General features: G+C 70.2%; 15 protein-coding genes. 3 read left to right on the top strand and 12 right to left on the bottom strand.

What is annotated here, in order from left to right:
- Nucleotides 1–4: 4 nt before the first annotated feature.
- From J2W45_RS13130 to J2W45_RS13165, 8 genes are all read right to left on the bottom strand, one after another.
- Nucleotides 5–910 carry a metal ABC transporter permease gene (locus J2W45_RS13130; protein WP_310132599.1) on the bottom strand — a complete coding sequence of 302 codons (906 nt, stop codon included), beginning with the start codon at nt 908–910 and terminating at the stop codon, nt 5–7.
- Entirely contained in the window at nt 907–1,767 is an 861-nt protein-coding gene (locus J2W45_RS13135; RefSeq protein ID WP_310132601.1) for a metal ABC transporter ATP-binding protein, read from the bottom strand. The genes J2W45_RS13130 and J2W45_RS13135 overlap by 4 nt, the downstream gene beginning before the upstream one ends.
- On the bottom strand, nt 1,764–2,666 hold the full coding sequence (locus J2W45_RS13140; RefSeq protein WP_310132604.1) for a metal ABC transporter solute-binding protein, Zn/Mn family: 903 nt from the start codon (nt 2,664–2,666) through the stop codon (nt 1,764–1,766). The genes J2W45_RS13135 and J2W45_RS13140 overlap by 4 nt, the downstream gene beginning before the upstream one ends.
- 94 nt (nt 2,667–2,760) lie before the next feature.
- Entirely contained in the window at nt 2,761–4,152 is a 1,392-nt protein-coding gene (locus tag J2W45_RS13145; protein ID WP_310132606.1) for a dihydrolipoamide acetyltransferase family protein, read from the bottom strand.
- A gap of 47 nt (nt 4,153–4,199) precedes the next feature.
- Entirely contained in the window at nt 4,200–5,159 is a 960-nt protein-coding gene (locus tag J2W45_RS13150) for an alpha-ketoacid dehydrogenase subunit beta (protein ID WP_310135023.1), read from the bottom strand.
- A gap of 377 nt (nt 5,160–5,536) precedes the next feature.
- Complete coding sequence (locus tag J2W45_RS13155) at nt 5,537–6,676, bottom strand: thiamine pyrophosphate-dependent dehydrogenase E1 component subunit alpha (protein ID WP_310132609.1); 1,140 nt, start codon at nt 6,674–6,676, stop codon at nt 5,537–5,539.
- 4 nt (nt 6,677–6,680) lie between these two features.
- Nucleotides 6,681–7,790 (bottom strand): pyridoxal phosphate-dependent aminotransferase, encoded by a 1,110-nt coding sequence (locus tag J2W45_RS13160; protein WP_310132610.1) that lies wholly within the window; start codon nt 7,788–7,790, stop codon nt 6,681–6,683.
- Nucleotides 7,791–7,832: 42 nt separating this feature from the next.
- Nucleotides 7,833–8,318, bottom strand: coding sequence for a hypothetical protein (locus J2W45_RS13165; protein ID WP_310132614.1), 486 nt, complete (start codon nt 8,316–8,318; stop codon nt 7,833–7,835).
- A 55-nt stretch (nt 8,319–8,373) separates the two neighbouring features.
- Between J2W45_RS13165 and J2W45_RS13170 the strand changes: the two genes are divergently transcribed.
- Both J2W45_RS13170 and purB read left to right on the top strand, forming a co-directional pair.
- The gene (locus J2W45_RS13170; protein WP_310132617.1) at nt 8,374–8,760 is read left to right on the top strand and encodes a phage holin family protein; all 387 of its coding nucleotides are present in this window, start codon (nt 8,374–8,376) and stop codon (nt 8,758–8,760) included.
- A 69-nt stretch (nt 8,761–8,829) separates the two neighbouring features.
- Nucleotides 8,830–10,209: an adenylosuccinate lyase gene (purB, locus tag J2W45_RS13175; protein WP_310132620.1), complete on the top strand. Its 1,380-nt coding sequence runs from the start codon at nt 8,830–8,832 to the stop codon at nt 10,207–10,209.
- Between the two features lie 18 nt (nt 10,210–10,227).
- Here the strand turns inward: purB and J2W45_RS13180 are convergent, their stop codons facing one another.
- The 4 genes from J2W45_RS13180 to J2W45_RS13195 all read right to left on the bottom strand — a co-directional run bounded on the left by J2W45_RS13180 (nt 10,228) and on the right by J2W45_RS13195 (nt 13,420).
- Nucleotides 10,228–10,530, bottom strand: coding sequence for a hypothetical protein (locus tag J2W45_RS13180; protein ID WP_310132622.1), 303 nt, complete (start codon nt 10,528–10,530; stop codon nt 10,228–10,230).
- A 26-nt stretch (nt 10,531–10,556) separates the two neighbouring features.
- A complete protein-coding gene (locus J2W45_RS13185) occupies nt 10,557–11,159 on the bottom strand; it encodes a DUF308 domain-containing protein (RefSeq protein WP_310132623.1) in 603 nt (200 codons plus the stop codon).
- Between the two features lie 287 nt (nt 11,160–11,446).
- The gene (locus J2W45_RS13190) at nt 11,447–11,956 is read right to left on the bottom strand and encodes a hypothetical protein (RefSeq protein ID WP_310132624.1); all 510 of its coding nucleotides are present in this window, start codon (nt 11,954–11,956) and stop codon (nt 11,447–11,449) included.
- A 78-nt stretch (nt 11,957–12,034) separates the two neighbouring features.
- Nucleotides 12,035–13,420, bottom strand: a complete 1,386-nt coding sequence (locus J2W45_RS13195) for a dihydrolipoyl dehydrogenase family protein (protein WP_310132626.1) — start codon at nt 13,418–13,420, stop codon at nt 12,035–12,037.
- A gap of 73 nt (nt 13,421–13,493) precedes the next feature.
- On the opposite strand from J2W45_RS13195, the gene J2W45_RS13200 reads away from it, so the two are divergent.
- The gene (locus J2W45_RS13200) at nt 13,494–14,414 is read left to right on the top strand and encodes an AraC family transcriptional regulator (RefSeq protein WP_310132629.1); all 921 of its coding nucleotides are present in this window, start codon (nt 13,494–13,496) and stop codon (nt 14,412–14,414) included.
- Nucleotides 14,415–14,417 lie beyond the last annotated feature (3 nt).

Genomic DNA, 14,417 nt, shown 5'->3' on the forward strand with positions numbered 1-14,417 from the left:
CAGGCTATCCCGCCCGGCTCACGAGCGGCCGTGAGCCCTCCGGCCGGCGGTCGCGCGTGACCGCTCGGCGCCGCGTCCTCCGGCCGCCCGCGATCCGGCACACCACGTAGATGACGAACGAGATCGTCGTGACGTAGGGGCTGATCGGGAGGGCGCTGCCGAGGGCGAGCATGATCCCGCCCACCACCGAGACGAGCGCGAAGACCACGCTGAGCACGGGGACGGCGAGCGGGGACGACGAGATGCGCATCGCTGCGGCGGCCGGTGTCACCAGCAGCGACAGCACGAGCAGTGCGCCGACGATCTGCACGCTCACCGCGACCGCCAGCCCGAGCAGCACCATGAACGCCAGCGCCACGAACCGGGTCGCGATGCCGCGCGCGGCCGCCACATCCGCATCCAGGCTGTCGAAGGTCAGCGGGCGCCACATCAGCAGCAGCGCGATCAGCACGATCGCGCCGATCACCAGCAGCGAGCCCAGCTGCGGATCGTCCACTGAGACGATCTGCCCGGTGAGCAGCCCGAACTTGTTGGCGCTCCGGCCGGGATACAGCGCGAGCGCCAGGATGCCGAGCCCGAGCCCGAACGGCATGAGCACCGCGATGATCGAGTTGCGGTCCCTCGCTCTCGCGCCGAGCACGCCGATCAGCACGGCCGCGATCAGGGAGCCGATCAGCGAGCCGGCCACCACGTTGACGCCGAAGAGCAGCGCGATCGCCGCGCCGGCGAAGGAGAGCTCGCTGATGCCGTGCACCGCGAAGGCCATGTCGCGCTGCATCACGAACACGCCGATGAGGCCGCCGACGATGCCGAGCACGGCCCCGGCGAAGATCGAGTTCTTCACGAGCAGCAGCAGCTCGCCGTAGTCGGTGAAGTCGAAGAGCTGCGACCAGATGTCGAGGTGCATCATGCGGCGGGCTCCGGGTGCGCTTCGCGGGTGTGTTCGTGGTGGTCGTGGGTCTCCGCGTCCGGGATGCCCACCACGACGATGCGGCCCCGGCTGCGGATGACGTCCACCGGGGTCCCGTACAGGTCCGTCAGCACGTCGCTGCGCAGCACCTCGTCGGGCGTGCCGGTGCGGAACCGGCCGCCGGCCAGGTAGAGCACGCGGTCGACCATCCCGAGCACGGGGTTCACGTCGTGCGTGACGAAGACCACCGCGCTGTCGTGCTCGCGGCGCCGCCGGTCGATGAGCTCGCTCACGCCGCGCTGGTGCTGCAGGTCGAGCGAGAGCAGCGGCTCGTCGCAGAGGAGGAGCGCCGGGTCGCCGGCGAGGGCCTGGGCGACACGCAGCCGCTGCTGCTCGCCGCCGGAGAGGGAGCCGACCGCGGCGTCCGCGTAGCGGCGGGCGCCGACCGCGTCGATCAGGCCGTCGACCTGCTCGCGGTCCGCGCGGCGGGGGAGCGGGAGGCCCCAGCGGTGACCGTTCACGCCGAGGGCGACCAGGTCGCGGGCGCGCAGCGGAGTGCCGGCGGGGATGAGCTTCTGCTGCGGGATGTAGCCGATGCGGCGATCGCCGCGGCGGACCGCGTGCCCCTCGAAGGCGATCTCGCCGGAGTCGAGACGCTGCTGGCCCAGGATGGTGCGCAGCAGGCTGGTCTTGCCCGAGCCGTTCGGCCCGAGGACCGCGACGAACTCGCCGGCGTGCACATCCAGGTCGAGGCCGCTCCACAGCGTCCGCTCGCCGAACCCGAGGGAGGCGTCGCGCAGCCGCAGGACGACGTCGCGATCGCCGGGCGCTGCCACCCGCTGCAACGGTTCGCTCATCGTGCCAGCGCCTTTCCGATCTCATCGAGCACGCCCTGCATCCAGCCCGCATAGTGCAGGCCGTCGGGCAGCGTCTCGGTCACGGGCACGACGGGGATGCCGGCGTGCTTCGCCGCGGCGAGCACCCGTTCCGTCTGGGCCCCGGTCGTCTGCTCGTTGTAGACCAGCAGCCGCACCTGGTGGCCGCTGAACAGGGCAAGCGTGTCCTTGAGCACGACCGGGGAGACGTCGTTCTCCTCCTCGATCGCGGCGCTGAACTTCTCGGGGGTCTTGTTCTGCAGCCCGATGGCGTCCAGCAGGTAGAGCGGCACCGGCTCCGTGATGGCGACGCCCTCACCGGCGTACGACGCCTTGAGCTTCGCCTCAGCGGCCTCCAGTGCGCTCAGTCTCGCTTCGAAGGCCTCGGCGTTCTTCTCGAACTCCGCCTTCTTCGACGGGTCCGCCTTCGCCAGGGCGGCAGTCAGCGCGTCGGTCAGCGTGCGGATCGTCGGGATGTCGTACCAGACGTGCTCGTTGAGCTCGCCGTCCACGGGCTTCTTGCCCGAGAGGTCCACGACGTTCAGGACGGTCGCGCTCTCGCTCTGCGCGCCCTTCACCAGCGTCTGCATGAAGTCGTCGTAGCCTCCGCCGTTCTCGATGACGACGTCGGCCTTCTTCACGGCGAGCTGGTTCTGGGCGCTGGCCTCGAAGGAGTGCGGGTCCTGAGCCGGGTCGGACATCAGCGAGGTGACGTGCACGGATTCGCCGCCGATCGTCTCGGCGATGTCGCCGTACACGTTGGTGCTGGCTACTACGCGAAGGGTGCCATCCGCCTCAGCGGACGGGGTGGAGCAGCCGGCGAGCGCCAGCGCGGTCACGGCGGCGAGCGCCAGGGCGGAGACGAGGGAGCGCGTCTTCATGGGGAGCCTGTCTAAGTCGCGAACGACACGAAGCGAGTGCACGCGGTCGCGTGCACCGCAACAGACTACGGCTTGTTGAGAATGATTGTCAAACTCAGTCGAGCAGGAGCGCCGGCTCCTCGATGATGGACGCCACATCCGCCAGGAAGCGCGAGGCGACGTCGCCGTCGACCACGCGGTGGTCGAACGAGGCCCCGAGAGTCGTCACGTAGCGCGGGCGCACCTCGCCGTCGACCACCCACGGCTTCTGCTTGATCGTTCCGAGGGCGACGATCCCGACCTCGCCCGGGTTCAGGATGGGCGTGCCGGTGTCCATCCCGAACACGCCGATGTTCGTGATCGTGATGGTGCCGCCGCTCATGTCGCTCGGCGGCGTCTTGCCGTCGCGGGCCGTCAGCGTCAGCTGCTCGAGGGCTCGCGCCAGCTCGAGCAGGGTCATGCCCTGCGCCTCCTTGACGTTCGGCACGATCAGGCCGCGGGGAGTCGCCGCGGCGATGCCGAGGTTCACGTAGTGGTGGACGACGATCTCCTCATCCGTCCACGTCGAGTTGACCGTGGGGTTGCGGCGCACGGCCCAGATGATCGCCTTCGCCATGATCAGCAGCGGCGACACCTTGACGCCCGCGAAGTCGGCCGAGTTCTTCAGGCGCTTCACGAACTCCATGGTCCGGGTGGCGTCCACGTCGACGAACAGGCTGACGTGCGGCGCGCTGAACGCGCTCGACGTCATCGCGCTCGCGATCGCCTTGCGCACGCCCTTGACGGGGATGCGCTCCTCGCGGTCGTCCGGCCACTCCGGCGTCTGGATGTTGCGGAACACGGTCGCCTGCGTCGCCTCCCGCACCACGTCGTCCCGGGTGATGTCGCCGATCGGACCGGTCGGGGTGACCAGCGTGAGGTCGACGCCCAGGTCCTTGGCGAGCTTGCGGATCGGCGGCTTGGCCACGACCGGACCGGAGGGTCGGGCCGCCGGGGCGGTCGCGCGCGCGGTCGCCGGCGCCTGAGGCGCGTGCGCTGCGGCGGCGGGTGCGGCGGCCTGCTGCGGGATGCTGCCGCTGAACGCGACGGGGATGGATGCCGTGCCCGGGTGGGTCACGCGGCGGCGCCGGCTGCTGCCGTGCCCGGCCGAACCGTAGCCGACCAGAACGGCGCCCGGCTTCGGCTCCTCCTCGTGCGAAACGGTCGCGGCCGCGTCGGCCACCAGCTCGTCGGCGGGCGCAGGCTCCGGAGCGGGCGTGGGGTCGCCTCCGGCGGTGACAGTGAAGATCGGCGTGCCGACCTCGACTGTCTGCCCCTCCGTGACGAGAAGTTCGCCCACCGTGCCCTCGAACGGCGACGGCAGCTCCACCAGCGACTTGGCGGTCTCGATCTCGACGATCACCTGGTTGACCGCGACCTGCTCGCCGGGCGCCACCTTCCACGAGACGATCTCCGCCTCGGTCAGACCCTCGCCCACATCGGGCAGCAGGAACTGGGACTCGCTCATGTGCGACTTCTCTCTGTCAGGGTGCGGCGTCGCTGCGCCGCCGGCGTTCAGTACGCCAGCGCTCGGTCGACGGCCTCGAGGATGCGGTCGGCGTCGGGGAGGTAGAGCTCCTCGAGTTTCGCCGGCGGGAACGGGACGTCGAAGCCGGCGACGCGGATCACCGGGGCTTCGAGCGAGTAGAACGCCTTCTCGGTGACCGTCGCCGCGACCTCGGAGCCGACGGACACATTCCCCGGCGCCTCCTGCGCGACGATCAGGCGCCCGGTCTTCTGCACCGAGGCCACGACCGGTGCGTAGTCGATGGGGGAGAGCGACCGCAGGTCGACGACCTCGATGCTGCGCCCCTCCTCGGCGGCGAGCTCGGCCGCGCGGAGCGCGACGCTGACCATGCCGGCCCACGCGACGACCGTCGCGTCGGTACCGGTACGGACGACGCGGCTCGCGTGCAGGGGGGTCGCGTTCTCGACCAGGTCGACCTCGCCCTTGGGCCAGTAGCGGCTCATCGGCTCGAAGAAGACCACGGGGTCGTCGGAGCGGATCGCCTCCTGGATCATCCAGTAGGCGTCGTGCGGCGTCGACGGCGCGACCACGCGGAGGCCGGCCGTGTGCGCGAAGTACGCCTCCGGCGACTCCTGGTGGTGCTCGACGGCGCCGATGTGCCCGCCGTGCGGGATGCGGATGACCACGGGGAAGCGCATTTTCCCGCTGTGACGGTTCGTCATCTTGGCGAGCTGCGTCGTGATCTGGTCGAAGCCGGGGAAGACGAAGCCGTTGAACTGGATCTCGACGACCGGGCGGTACCCGCGCATCGCGAGCCCGATCGCGGTGCCGATGATGCCCGCCTCCGCGAGCGGGGTGTCGACGACGCGCTGCGTCCCGAACTCCTGCTGCAGGCCCTCAGTCACGCGGAAGACGCCGCCGAGGGGACCGACGTCTTCGCCGAGGATGAGCACCTTCGGGTCGTCGGCGAGCGCGCGGCGCAGACCGGCGTTCAGCGCCTTGACCATCGGGAGCGACTGGATGCGCGGCTGGGGTGCCGCCTCCTCGGACGGCTGAGCCGCCTCGGGTGCGTCCGCCGGCGCGTGATCCGCGGCGGCGGCGTCCACGCCGACCTCCGCGGACGCCTGGGCGTCGGCGTTCGCCTGCGCTACGGCGGCCGCATCCTCGTCCTCGATCACGAACTCGCGCGTCCACTCCTGCTCGGCGACGTGCTCTTCGAGCACGCGCGAGTCGGGGTCGCTCTCGATGATCTCGACGACATCGATCGCCTGCGTGTCGAGAGAGGTGCTGTCCACCGCGCCGTCGCCGTCATTCGCGCCGCCGTCCTCCGGATGGCTCTCGATCAGTTCGGCCTCCACGTACTCGGCCTCGCTTCTCACGTCGCTCATGCGTCACCTCCGAACGATGCCTCGTACTCCTCGAGCCATCGCCGCTGCTCCTCGGTCACCGGGTGCGGCTCACTGTAGACGTGGTCGAACATCGAGGCCACGCTCGGTGTGCCGAGCTCCAGCGTGCGCCGGCGGATGTCCGCCGCGAGGTCGGCACCCTCCTCGTCCGCGCTGTCGAAGAACGCCTGCCCGACGCCCTGCTGCTCCAGGAAGATCCGGAACCGCAGGATGGGGTCGCGCTCGGCCCAGTAGGTCACCTCTTCGTCGCTGCGGTACTTGCTCGGGTCGTCGCTCGAGGTGTGCGCGCCCATCCGGTACGTCAGCGCCTCGATCATGCTCGGGCCTTCGCCGTTGCGGGCGTCGTCCAGGTGCTTGGCGGTGACCGCGTGGGAGGCCAGCACGTCGTTTCCGTCGATCTGCACGCCCGGGATGCCGAAGCCGCTGGAGCGCAGGTAGAGCGGGGTGCGGGACTGCGTGCTCACCGGCACGGAGATCGCCCAATGATTGTTCTGCAGGAAGAAGACCTGCGGGGTCTGGTAGCTGGCGGCGAAGACGTACGCCTCGCTCACGTCGCCCTGGCTGGTGGCGCCGTCGCCGAAGTAGACGATGGAGGCCGCATCCTTCTCGGGGTCGCCCGTGCCGACCGCTCCGTCGAACTTGATGCCCATCGCGTACCCGGTCGCGTGCAGCGTGTGGGAGCCGATGACCAGCGTGTACAGGTGGAAGTTGCCGACGGCGGGGTCCGTCGGGTCCCAACCGCCGTGCGTCGTGCCACGCAGCAGGCCGATGATCCCGATGGGGTCGATGCCGCGGATCATGCCGATCACGTGCTCGCGGTACGACGGGAACAGGTGGTCCTGCGGCTTCGCGGCGTGCGCGGAGCCGACCTGCGCGCCCTCCTGGCCCTGGCTGGGCACCCAGAGGCCGAGCTGGCCCTGCCGCTGCAGGTTGGCCGCCTCGTTGTCGAAGGCACGGACCCGCACCATGTCGCGGTAGAAGCGGCGGTAGTCGTTCTCGTCGAGCCGCTCCAGATACGGGAGGTACTCCGCCGACGTCTCGCTCGGCTGGAAACGGCCGTCCGCTGTCAGCAGCTGGACCGTGTTCGCCGGGCGCGGATTCTCGTTCGTCGCAACCACCGTACTAACCTAACCGCTTGCCGGGGTGGCCATTTGGTAGGTTCCGCACAACATCGGCCGCCACCTGAAGGAGTTTGTCCACAGACTGCTCCTCGCCGACACTGATCCGGATGCCCTCCGGCGGGAAGGCGCGGACCGTCAGGCCCGCATCGAAGAAGGCGTCGTTCGCGGCCTCCGTCTGCTCGCCGGTGGCCAGCCAGACGAAGTTGCCCTGCGCCTCCGGGACAGCCCAGCCCTGCTCGAGCAGCGCATCCCGGAGCCGGTCGCGCACCATGGCGATGCGGGCGACGCGCTCCATGAGCTCGTCCTCCGCGTCGATCGAGGCGAGGGCGGCGACGCGGGAGGCGTCGGTGACGGACAGCGGGATCGCCGCCGATCGTGCCGCGTTCAGGACGGCCGCGGGCCCGACGGCGTAGCCGATGCGGAGCGCCGCGAGTCCATACGCCTTCGAGAACGTGCGCAGCACGACGAGGTTCGGGTAGCGCGAGAGCAGCGGGATGCCGTCCACGGCCGCGTCATCGGTGACGAACTCGTAGTACGCCTCGTCGAGCAGCACGAGCAGGTCGGACGGGACGCGCGCCATGAACGCCTCGAAGTCCGCGGCTGTGACGATGGTGCCGGTCGGGTTGTTCGGGGTGCAGACGATGACGACGCGGGTGCGGTCGGTGATGGCGTCGGCCAGCGCGTCGAGGTCGTGGCTGCCGTCCGGCCGGTTGGGCACCTGCACGCTGGTCGCGCCGGCGACCGTGACGAGGCCGGGGTACGCCTCGAACGAGCGCCACGAGTAGACGACTTCGTCGCCCGCGCCAGCCGCGGCGGAGATGAGCTGGGAGAGCAGGGCGACCGAGCCGCTGCCCAGGTGCACCTGCTCGACGGAGACGCCGTGGCGCTCGGCCAGGCGCGCGCGCAGGTCGGCGCCGCCGGCGTTCGGGTAGCGGTTGAGCTCCCCGAGGGTCGCGGCCACCGCATCCACCACGGAGGGCAGCGGCGGGTACGGGTTCTCATTGCTCGACAGCTTGTAACCGTCGGCCGGCGCCGGGCGCCCCTGCCGGTAGGCGGGGACGGCGACGATCTCCGGGCGCAGTCTCACGCCGAGCGTGTCATCGGAACTCACAGACCCAATTTAGCCGCGCCCGCATACCGGCAGGGGAATTCCCTATGCCTGTGGACGGCGGCGCTGGGCGTGGAGACGTATGGAGGAGTTCAGGAAGGCGAGCCCTAGGAGCAAGGAGCTGAGGTCCTCGGTCGACCGGACGATGCTCAACGGAGCGAACAACGCGTTGATCGAAGCGATAACGTTCAGCGCTCCGAGCAACCACCCCGCCAGTGGGCGCGCCGTCAGTCGCCACCACGCGCGCGGAGCGGCGACCGGTTCGCCGAAACCGCGAAAAGACCGCGCCATTGCGATCAGGACGACGGTCCACACGATTTGGAAGACAACCGCTGAGGCGGGCGCCGGTAGGACCAGATCCAGCGCGCGGCCCACCAGCTGAGCGCCGAGAACATACGCGATGAGAAAGCCGAACTTGTGCCATGGGTTCATTACGCGAAGCGGCCACCACTGCAGCGGCGGGTACACCCTCTTGGTCCGCGCTTCATCCAGTGGCTCGGGTGCCACCAGGCCGTCGGGTCGTCTCGCCACAGGCCGACTCTAGCCACCCCTGTACCGCGTTGCCCGCGCCTGGAAGGATGTGGCCATGCGATTCCTGCTCAGACTGGTCGTCAACGCCTTCGCCCTGTGGCTCACGACGCTGATCGTCAGCGGCGTGACCGTGAAGCCCTATGCGGATGACACGACCGCGCTCGTGCTGACCTACCTGCTCATCGCGCTGATCTTCGGTGTGGTCAACGCGATCGTGGGGACGGTGATCCGCGTCGTCGCGTTCCCGCTCTACATCCTGACGCTGGGACTGATCTCCCTGCTCGTGAACGCCTTCCTGCTGTTCATCGTGTCGTGGATCAGCGACGCGATGGGCTTCGGGCTGCATATCGACGGCTTCTGGTCGGGTGTACTGGGGGCGCTGGTGCTCGGCATCATCGCGTGGCTGCTGGGCCTGCTGATCCGCCCGGTGAGCCGGGACTGACGTCGTCGGGGCCGCTCCTCGTGCGGGAGAATGGTGGGGAACCCGCCGCCTGATCCCGCGAGGAGCACCATGACCGCCCTGCCTCCCCAGCCGCTCAGCCCGCTCGACGGCCGCTACCGGTCCGCCGTGATCGGACTCGGCGACCACCTCTCCGAGGCCGGGCTCAACCGTGCGCGCGTGCAGGTGGAGGTGGAGTGGCTGCTCTACCTGACCGAGCACCGGATGTTCGGGTCGTCGCCGCTCACGGAGGAGCAGAAGCGGGGGCTCCGCGCCCTCGCCGACGACTTCGGCCAGCCGGAGATCGACCGGCTCGCCGAGCTGGAGGCGACCACCAAGCACGACGTAAAGGCGGTCGAGTACCTGGTCCGGGAGCGGCTGCACGCGCTCGGCCTCGACAGCATCGCCGAGCTGACGCACTTCGCGGCCACCAGCGAGGACATCAACAACCTCTCCTACGCCCTGACCGTCAGCGCCGCCGTGCGCGAGACGTGGCTGCCGAAGTTCCGCGCGGTCATCGCGGAGCTGCGCGCGCAGGCGAAGCAGTACCGCGACGACGCCATGCTGGCCCGCACCCACGGCCAGCCGGCGACGCCCACCACGATGGGCAAGGAGCTCGCGGTCTTCGTCCACCGCCTCGAGCGGGTGCGGGAGCAGATCGAGGGCGGCGTGCACCTCGGCAAGTTCAGCGGAGCGACCGGCACGTTCGCCGCCCACCTCGTCGCCGACCCCGAGGCGGACTGGCCCCGCATCTCGCGCGAGTTCGTCGAGAGCCTGGGCCTCGACTGGAACCCGCTGACCACGCAGATCGAGTCGCACGACTGGCAGGCGGAGCTGTACAGCCGCATCTCGCACGCCAACCGCATCCTGCACAACCTCTGCACCGACATCTGGACCTACATCTCGCTCGGCTACTTCCGCCAGGTGCCGGAGCCCGGCGCCACGGGCTCCTCGACGATGCCGCACAAGGTGAACCCCATCCGGTTCGAGAACGCCGAGGCGAACCTGGAGCTGTCGAGCGCCGTGCTGGACTCGCTGGCCGCGACGCTCGTCACCAGCCGGCTGCAGCGCGACCTGACCGACTCCACCACTCAGCGGAACATCGGCGTCGGGCTCGGCCATTCGCTGCTCGCCCTCGACAACATCGAGCGCGGCCTCGGTCAGATCGCCATCGACCGTCAGGCGCTCGCCGACGACCTCGACGCGAACTGGGAGGTGCTCGCCGAGGCCATCCAGACCGTGATCCGGGCCGAGGTCACCGCCGGACGCTCGACGATCTCCGACCCGTACGCGCTGCTCAAGGAGCTCACCCGCGGTAAGCGGGTCGACCACGCGGCCCTCATCGCGTTCGTCGAGGGGCTGGAGATCGGGCAGGCGGCGAAGAACCGGCTGCTGGCGCTGACGCCCGCCGGGTACATCGGGCTGGCGTCCGAGCTGGTCGACTACCTGTAGGGGCGCAGCGGCGGGCGGTCAGTGACCGCGCGGGCGGTCGTCGCCGTCCTGCCGCGCCTGGGCGGCCTTGGCGCGGGCCTCCGCATCCTGCTCGTGGATGTCCTCGACCTCCGCCTCCGTCGGCTTGAAGGCGAGCGCGAACAGCGCGAGCAGAACCAGGGCGATGATGAACGTCACGCCGAGCGCGATCCCGGCGAGCACGAACTCGCGCGTCGCGATCAGCACGATCAGGCCGACGAAGACGGCCAGGCCGGCCGAGATGCCGATCAGCTCGACGGGGAGGAAGCGGTCGCGCCGCGAAGGCCGCAGGTTCTGGGTCACTCGAGGGTCTTTCTTGTCGCGCGCGGTCACGATCCGCTCTCCGCTCCGCGGGCATCCGCGCTCGGGCGGGAGGCCCCGCGCAGCGTCGCGGCGCCGATCCCCTGGAAGACGCCCACGATGACGGCCCACGCCCCGAACAGGCCGATCGCGAGCACCGCGTCGGCGGGGATGAAGAGGAGGACGAGGGCGAGCACCGCGGTGAGAGCTCCGGTGATCAACCAGTCGCGGGCGGCGGCGTCCCGGCCGCGCTCGCGGATGCCGTTGTACAGCTCCAGGAATCCGGCGAGCGCCGCCCAGACCGTCACGAGGTAGAGGAACAGCCCCAGCCCGCCGCCCGACAGGGCGAGCGCCACCACGCCGGCGACGACGCCGATGGCGCCCTGCACCGCGAAAAGCGTGCGGGTGAGGCGACGGCCGGCGAAGAGCCAGCTCAGGATGCCCGAGGCGAGTCCGTCGACGAGGGCGAACACACCGAAGACGATGAGTCCGAACGCGGCCGTGTGCGCGTCCCGGGTGAACGTGATCACCGCGCCGGCGGCGAGGGCCGCCAGGGCCCGGATCGCGGGGACGACCCAGTACCGGCTGTGCGCGTGGACGGTCGGGTCCGGGGCAGGGACGGCGGTAGCCATTCGGCGACCTCTTTCGTACGGATTCGCCCTCCAGTCTAGTCAACGGCTTCCTGCGCGTTCGCCGCATCGTGGGGCCGCGGTGGTGGCGCAGCTTGCGACGAGCATCCGGTCGACCAGCGAACGCGGCGGCGACGTGGCCGGTCTGGTTCTGAACTTCTTCAGCTTCTTCACGATCGACTCGAACGTCTTCGGGCTCGTCGTGCTCGCCATCTGGGCCGTGCTGCTCGTGACCCTGGTATCCCTACCCGTTCCTCGACCCGCACACGAGCCAGAACGGCGCTGGGCGGTCAGACCACCAGCGGACGCGGAGCCGGCTCTTCGGCGCGTGCCCACAGGCTGAACGCGGCGAGCGCCCCGAGGGCGAGGAGGAAACCTCCGATCGGCGTCACCGTGTCGGTCACGCCGTGCTGCGTCACGAGCGCAGACACGATCCCGGCGATCACCCCGGCGACGGCGACCGTCGCGAGCGCGTACGAGATGCCCCGGGCCGCGCCGCCGAGAACGATCCCGCGGATGACGAGCGCGACGCCCCCGGTCAGCCAGAGGATGGCGACCGGCACGGCGAGCAGCATCCCCAGCGGGTCCCGCAGCAGCACGCCGGGCGTGACGTAGACCAGCGCAGCGGACAGCGCGAGCACCAGGCCGAGTCCGAGCGACGCCAACAGGCGTGCGCGGTCGGTGCGCAGAGCCGCGATCGGCTCCCGCAGCGACGGCCACGTGAACGACAGGGCGAAGGCCACGAGGGCGAGCGCCACACTGCCGGCGCCCTGCAGCACGGGGAGGATGATGCCCATCATGCGTCCCATTGAACCCCCGGCCGGGCGGCGGCGCGTCCTCCGCGAGGATGATCCGCCGCCCTCCGCTCGGGTGCCGTCCTACCCGACGATGACACCGAGGACTTCATTCAGCGCCTCCGTCGAGCTCGGGTGTGTGTAGATCGCGTTCTTGAGCGTGGTGGCCGCGACGCCCTGGCGCATGGCGAGCGCGATCGTGTTGATGATCTCCTGGGCGTCGATGCTGAGGATGGCGGCGCCCAGGATGAGGTCGGTGTCGGCGTCGAGGATGAACTTCATCACCCCGCGCGTCTCCTCCACCGTGTACGCCCGCGGCATCGCGACGATGTCGGCGACGTTCTCGCGGGCCACGCGGATGTTCAGCCCGCGCTCACGCGCTTCGCGTTCGGTCATCCCGACGGTCGCGAGCGGCGGCGTGATGAACAGCGTCGCCGGCACGGCCGCCCGATCGGCTGTGCTCCGCTCCCCGCTCCCCGCCAGTTGGTCGATCACGATTCGCGCGTCGTCCAGCGACACGTACGTGAACTGCGGGCCGCCGTTGACGTCTCCGAGGGCGAAGATGTGCGGTTGCGTCGTGCGCAGCCGGTCGTCCACCACGATCGCGCCACGGGCCGTCGTCCGAACCCCCGCCGCCTCCAGACCCAGGCCCGCCGTGGCCGGACGGCGTCCGGTCGCGGCGAGGAAGGCATCCGTCCGGATGTCGCGCGTCCGCCCGTCCTTCTCGTAGCTGATGATGGCGGCGCCGTCGGTGTCCGCCACCCCCGTGACGCGGGCTCCGGTGATGATGGAGATGCCGTCGCCCTCCAGGATCCCGGTCGCGACGGCTGCGACGTCCTCGTCCTCACGGACCAGCAGCCGGTCGGCAGCCTCCAGGATGGTCACCTCCGCCCCGAAGTGCCGGTAGATGGAGGCGAACTCCAGGCCGAGGTAGCCGCCGCCGATGATGACCAGCCGGCGGGGGAGTGTCCCCGTCCGTGTGAGGTCCGTGCTGCTGACGAGGTGGGCGCTGTCTGCGAGGCCCGGGATGTCCGGGACGATCGGCTCCGAGCCGGTGTTGATCAGGATGGTCGGCGCTGTGACCGTGATCCGGTCGGCGTCCCTCCCCACCTCCACCGTGTGCGGGTCGACGAATCGGGCGGTGCCGGTGATGACCGTCGCGGTGTCCTTGCCGTCGAGAGCGTCGAAGTTGCCCGCCCGGAAGGCGCTGGTCAGGGCGCGGACGCCCTCGATCGAGTTGGCGAAGAACTCCTGGGCTTCATCCTCCAGCCGCTTGGAGGTGGAGTAGTGGACCAGCATCTTGGTCGGGACGCAGCCGACGTTCGGGCAGGTTCCGCCGTACATGTCGGCGGACTGCTCGATCAGGATGACCCGCTTCCCCGCGTCGGTGAGAGCGTGCGCGGCGGTCTTCCCGCCTTTGCCGAATCCGAGGACGAGAACGTCCGCGGTGAGTGCTGTCGTGGTTTCCATGCTTGCAGTCAACAGCGACGGGCATGATACTTGTACACGTTCACGTCTCAAGAAAATGCTCGAAAGTCTCACAGTGGATGACATCAGCCGGATGCTGCGCATGGCGCGTCTCGAGGCCACGCTCGACAAGCGGTGCCTGCTCGGCGCTTCGACGACCATGGTGGTGCAGCCCGGCGCGGAACGCGACGTGCCGTTCCACGTCCTCCTCGAGGGCGAGCTGGAGTTCGAGGTCGGCGGCCACCTTTTCCCGATGGTCGCCGGCGACGTGATCGTCCTTCCCGCCGCCGTGCGGCACCGGGTCATCACCTCGGGCTCCCTGCCCGCCCGCGGAACGGTGGAGACCGCGGGCGCCACCTTCACGCGCACCTCCAGCGCCGGAGGCGGGCCGGCCGTGATCGACCTGTTCTGCGGCCACTACCGCGTGGCCCCGGGCGCCGGCGCCATCCTGTTCGGTTCGTTGCCCACGCCGACCCACGTGTCGCTGTTCGAATCGGAGGCGGGCAGGTCGGTGCTCCTGCAGCTGAGCGCGCTGATGCGTGCCGAGGCCCAGCACGACGGTGCGGGGAGTGCAGCCATCATGTCGGCGTTGTGCACGGTGCTGATCGCGCTCGTCCTCCGCACCTCCGCGAGCGCGGGCGCTCATCGAGGCCTGTGGACGGCCGCCGCGGACGGGCCTATCGCCGACGTGATCCAGCGCGTGGTGCAGAAACCCGGGGACTCCTGGTCGATCGCCGCACTGGCCCGCGATTCGGCGATGTCGAGGGCGACGTTCATCCGCCGCTTCCAGGCGGCTACCGGGACCACGTTCGGCCGATTCCTGGTTCGTACCCGCCTGATGTGCGCCGCCGACCTGCTCGCCGGCACCGACCTGACCGTGTCGACGATCTCGTCGCAGGTCGGCTACCGCTCCGAGTCCGCGTTCACCCGCGCGTTCCGGGAGGAGGTGGGCGTCACTCCCGCCCGCTTCCGCCGGTCGCAGAGGTCGGAGGCATGAACC

It is taken from the genome of Leifsonia shinshuensis, assembly GCF_031456835.1.
GTDB classification, from domain to species: domain Bacteria; phylum Actinomycetota; class Actinomycetes; order Actinomycetales; family Microbacteriaceae; genus Leifsonia; species Leifsonia shinshuensis_C.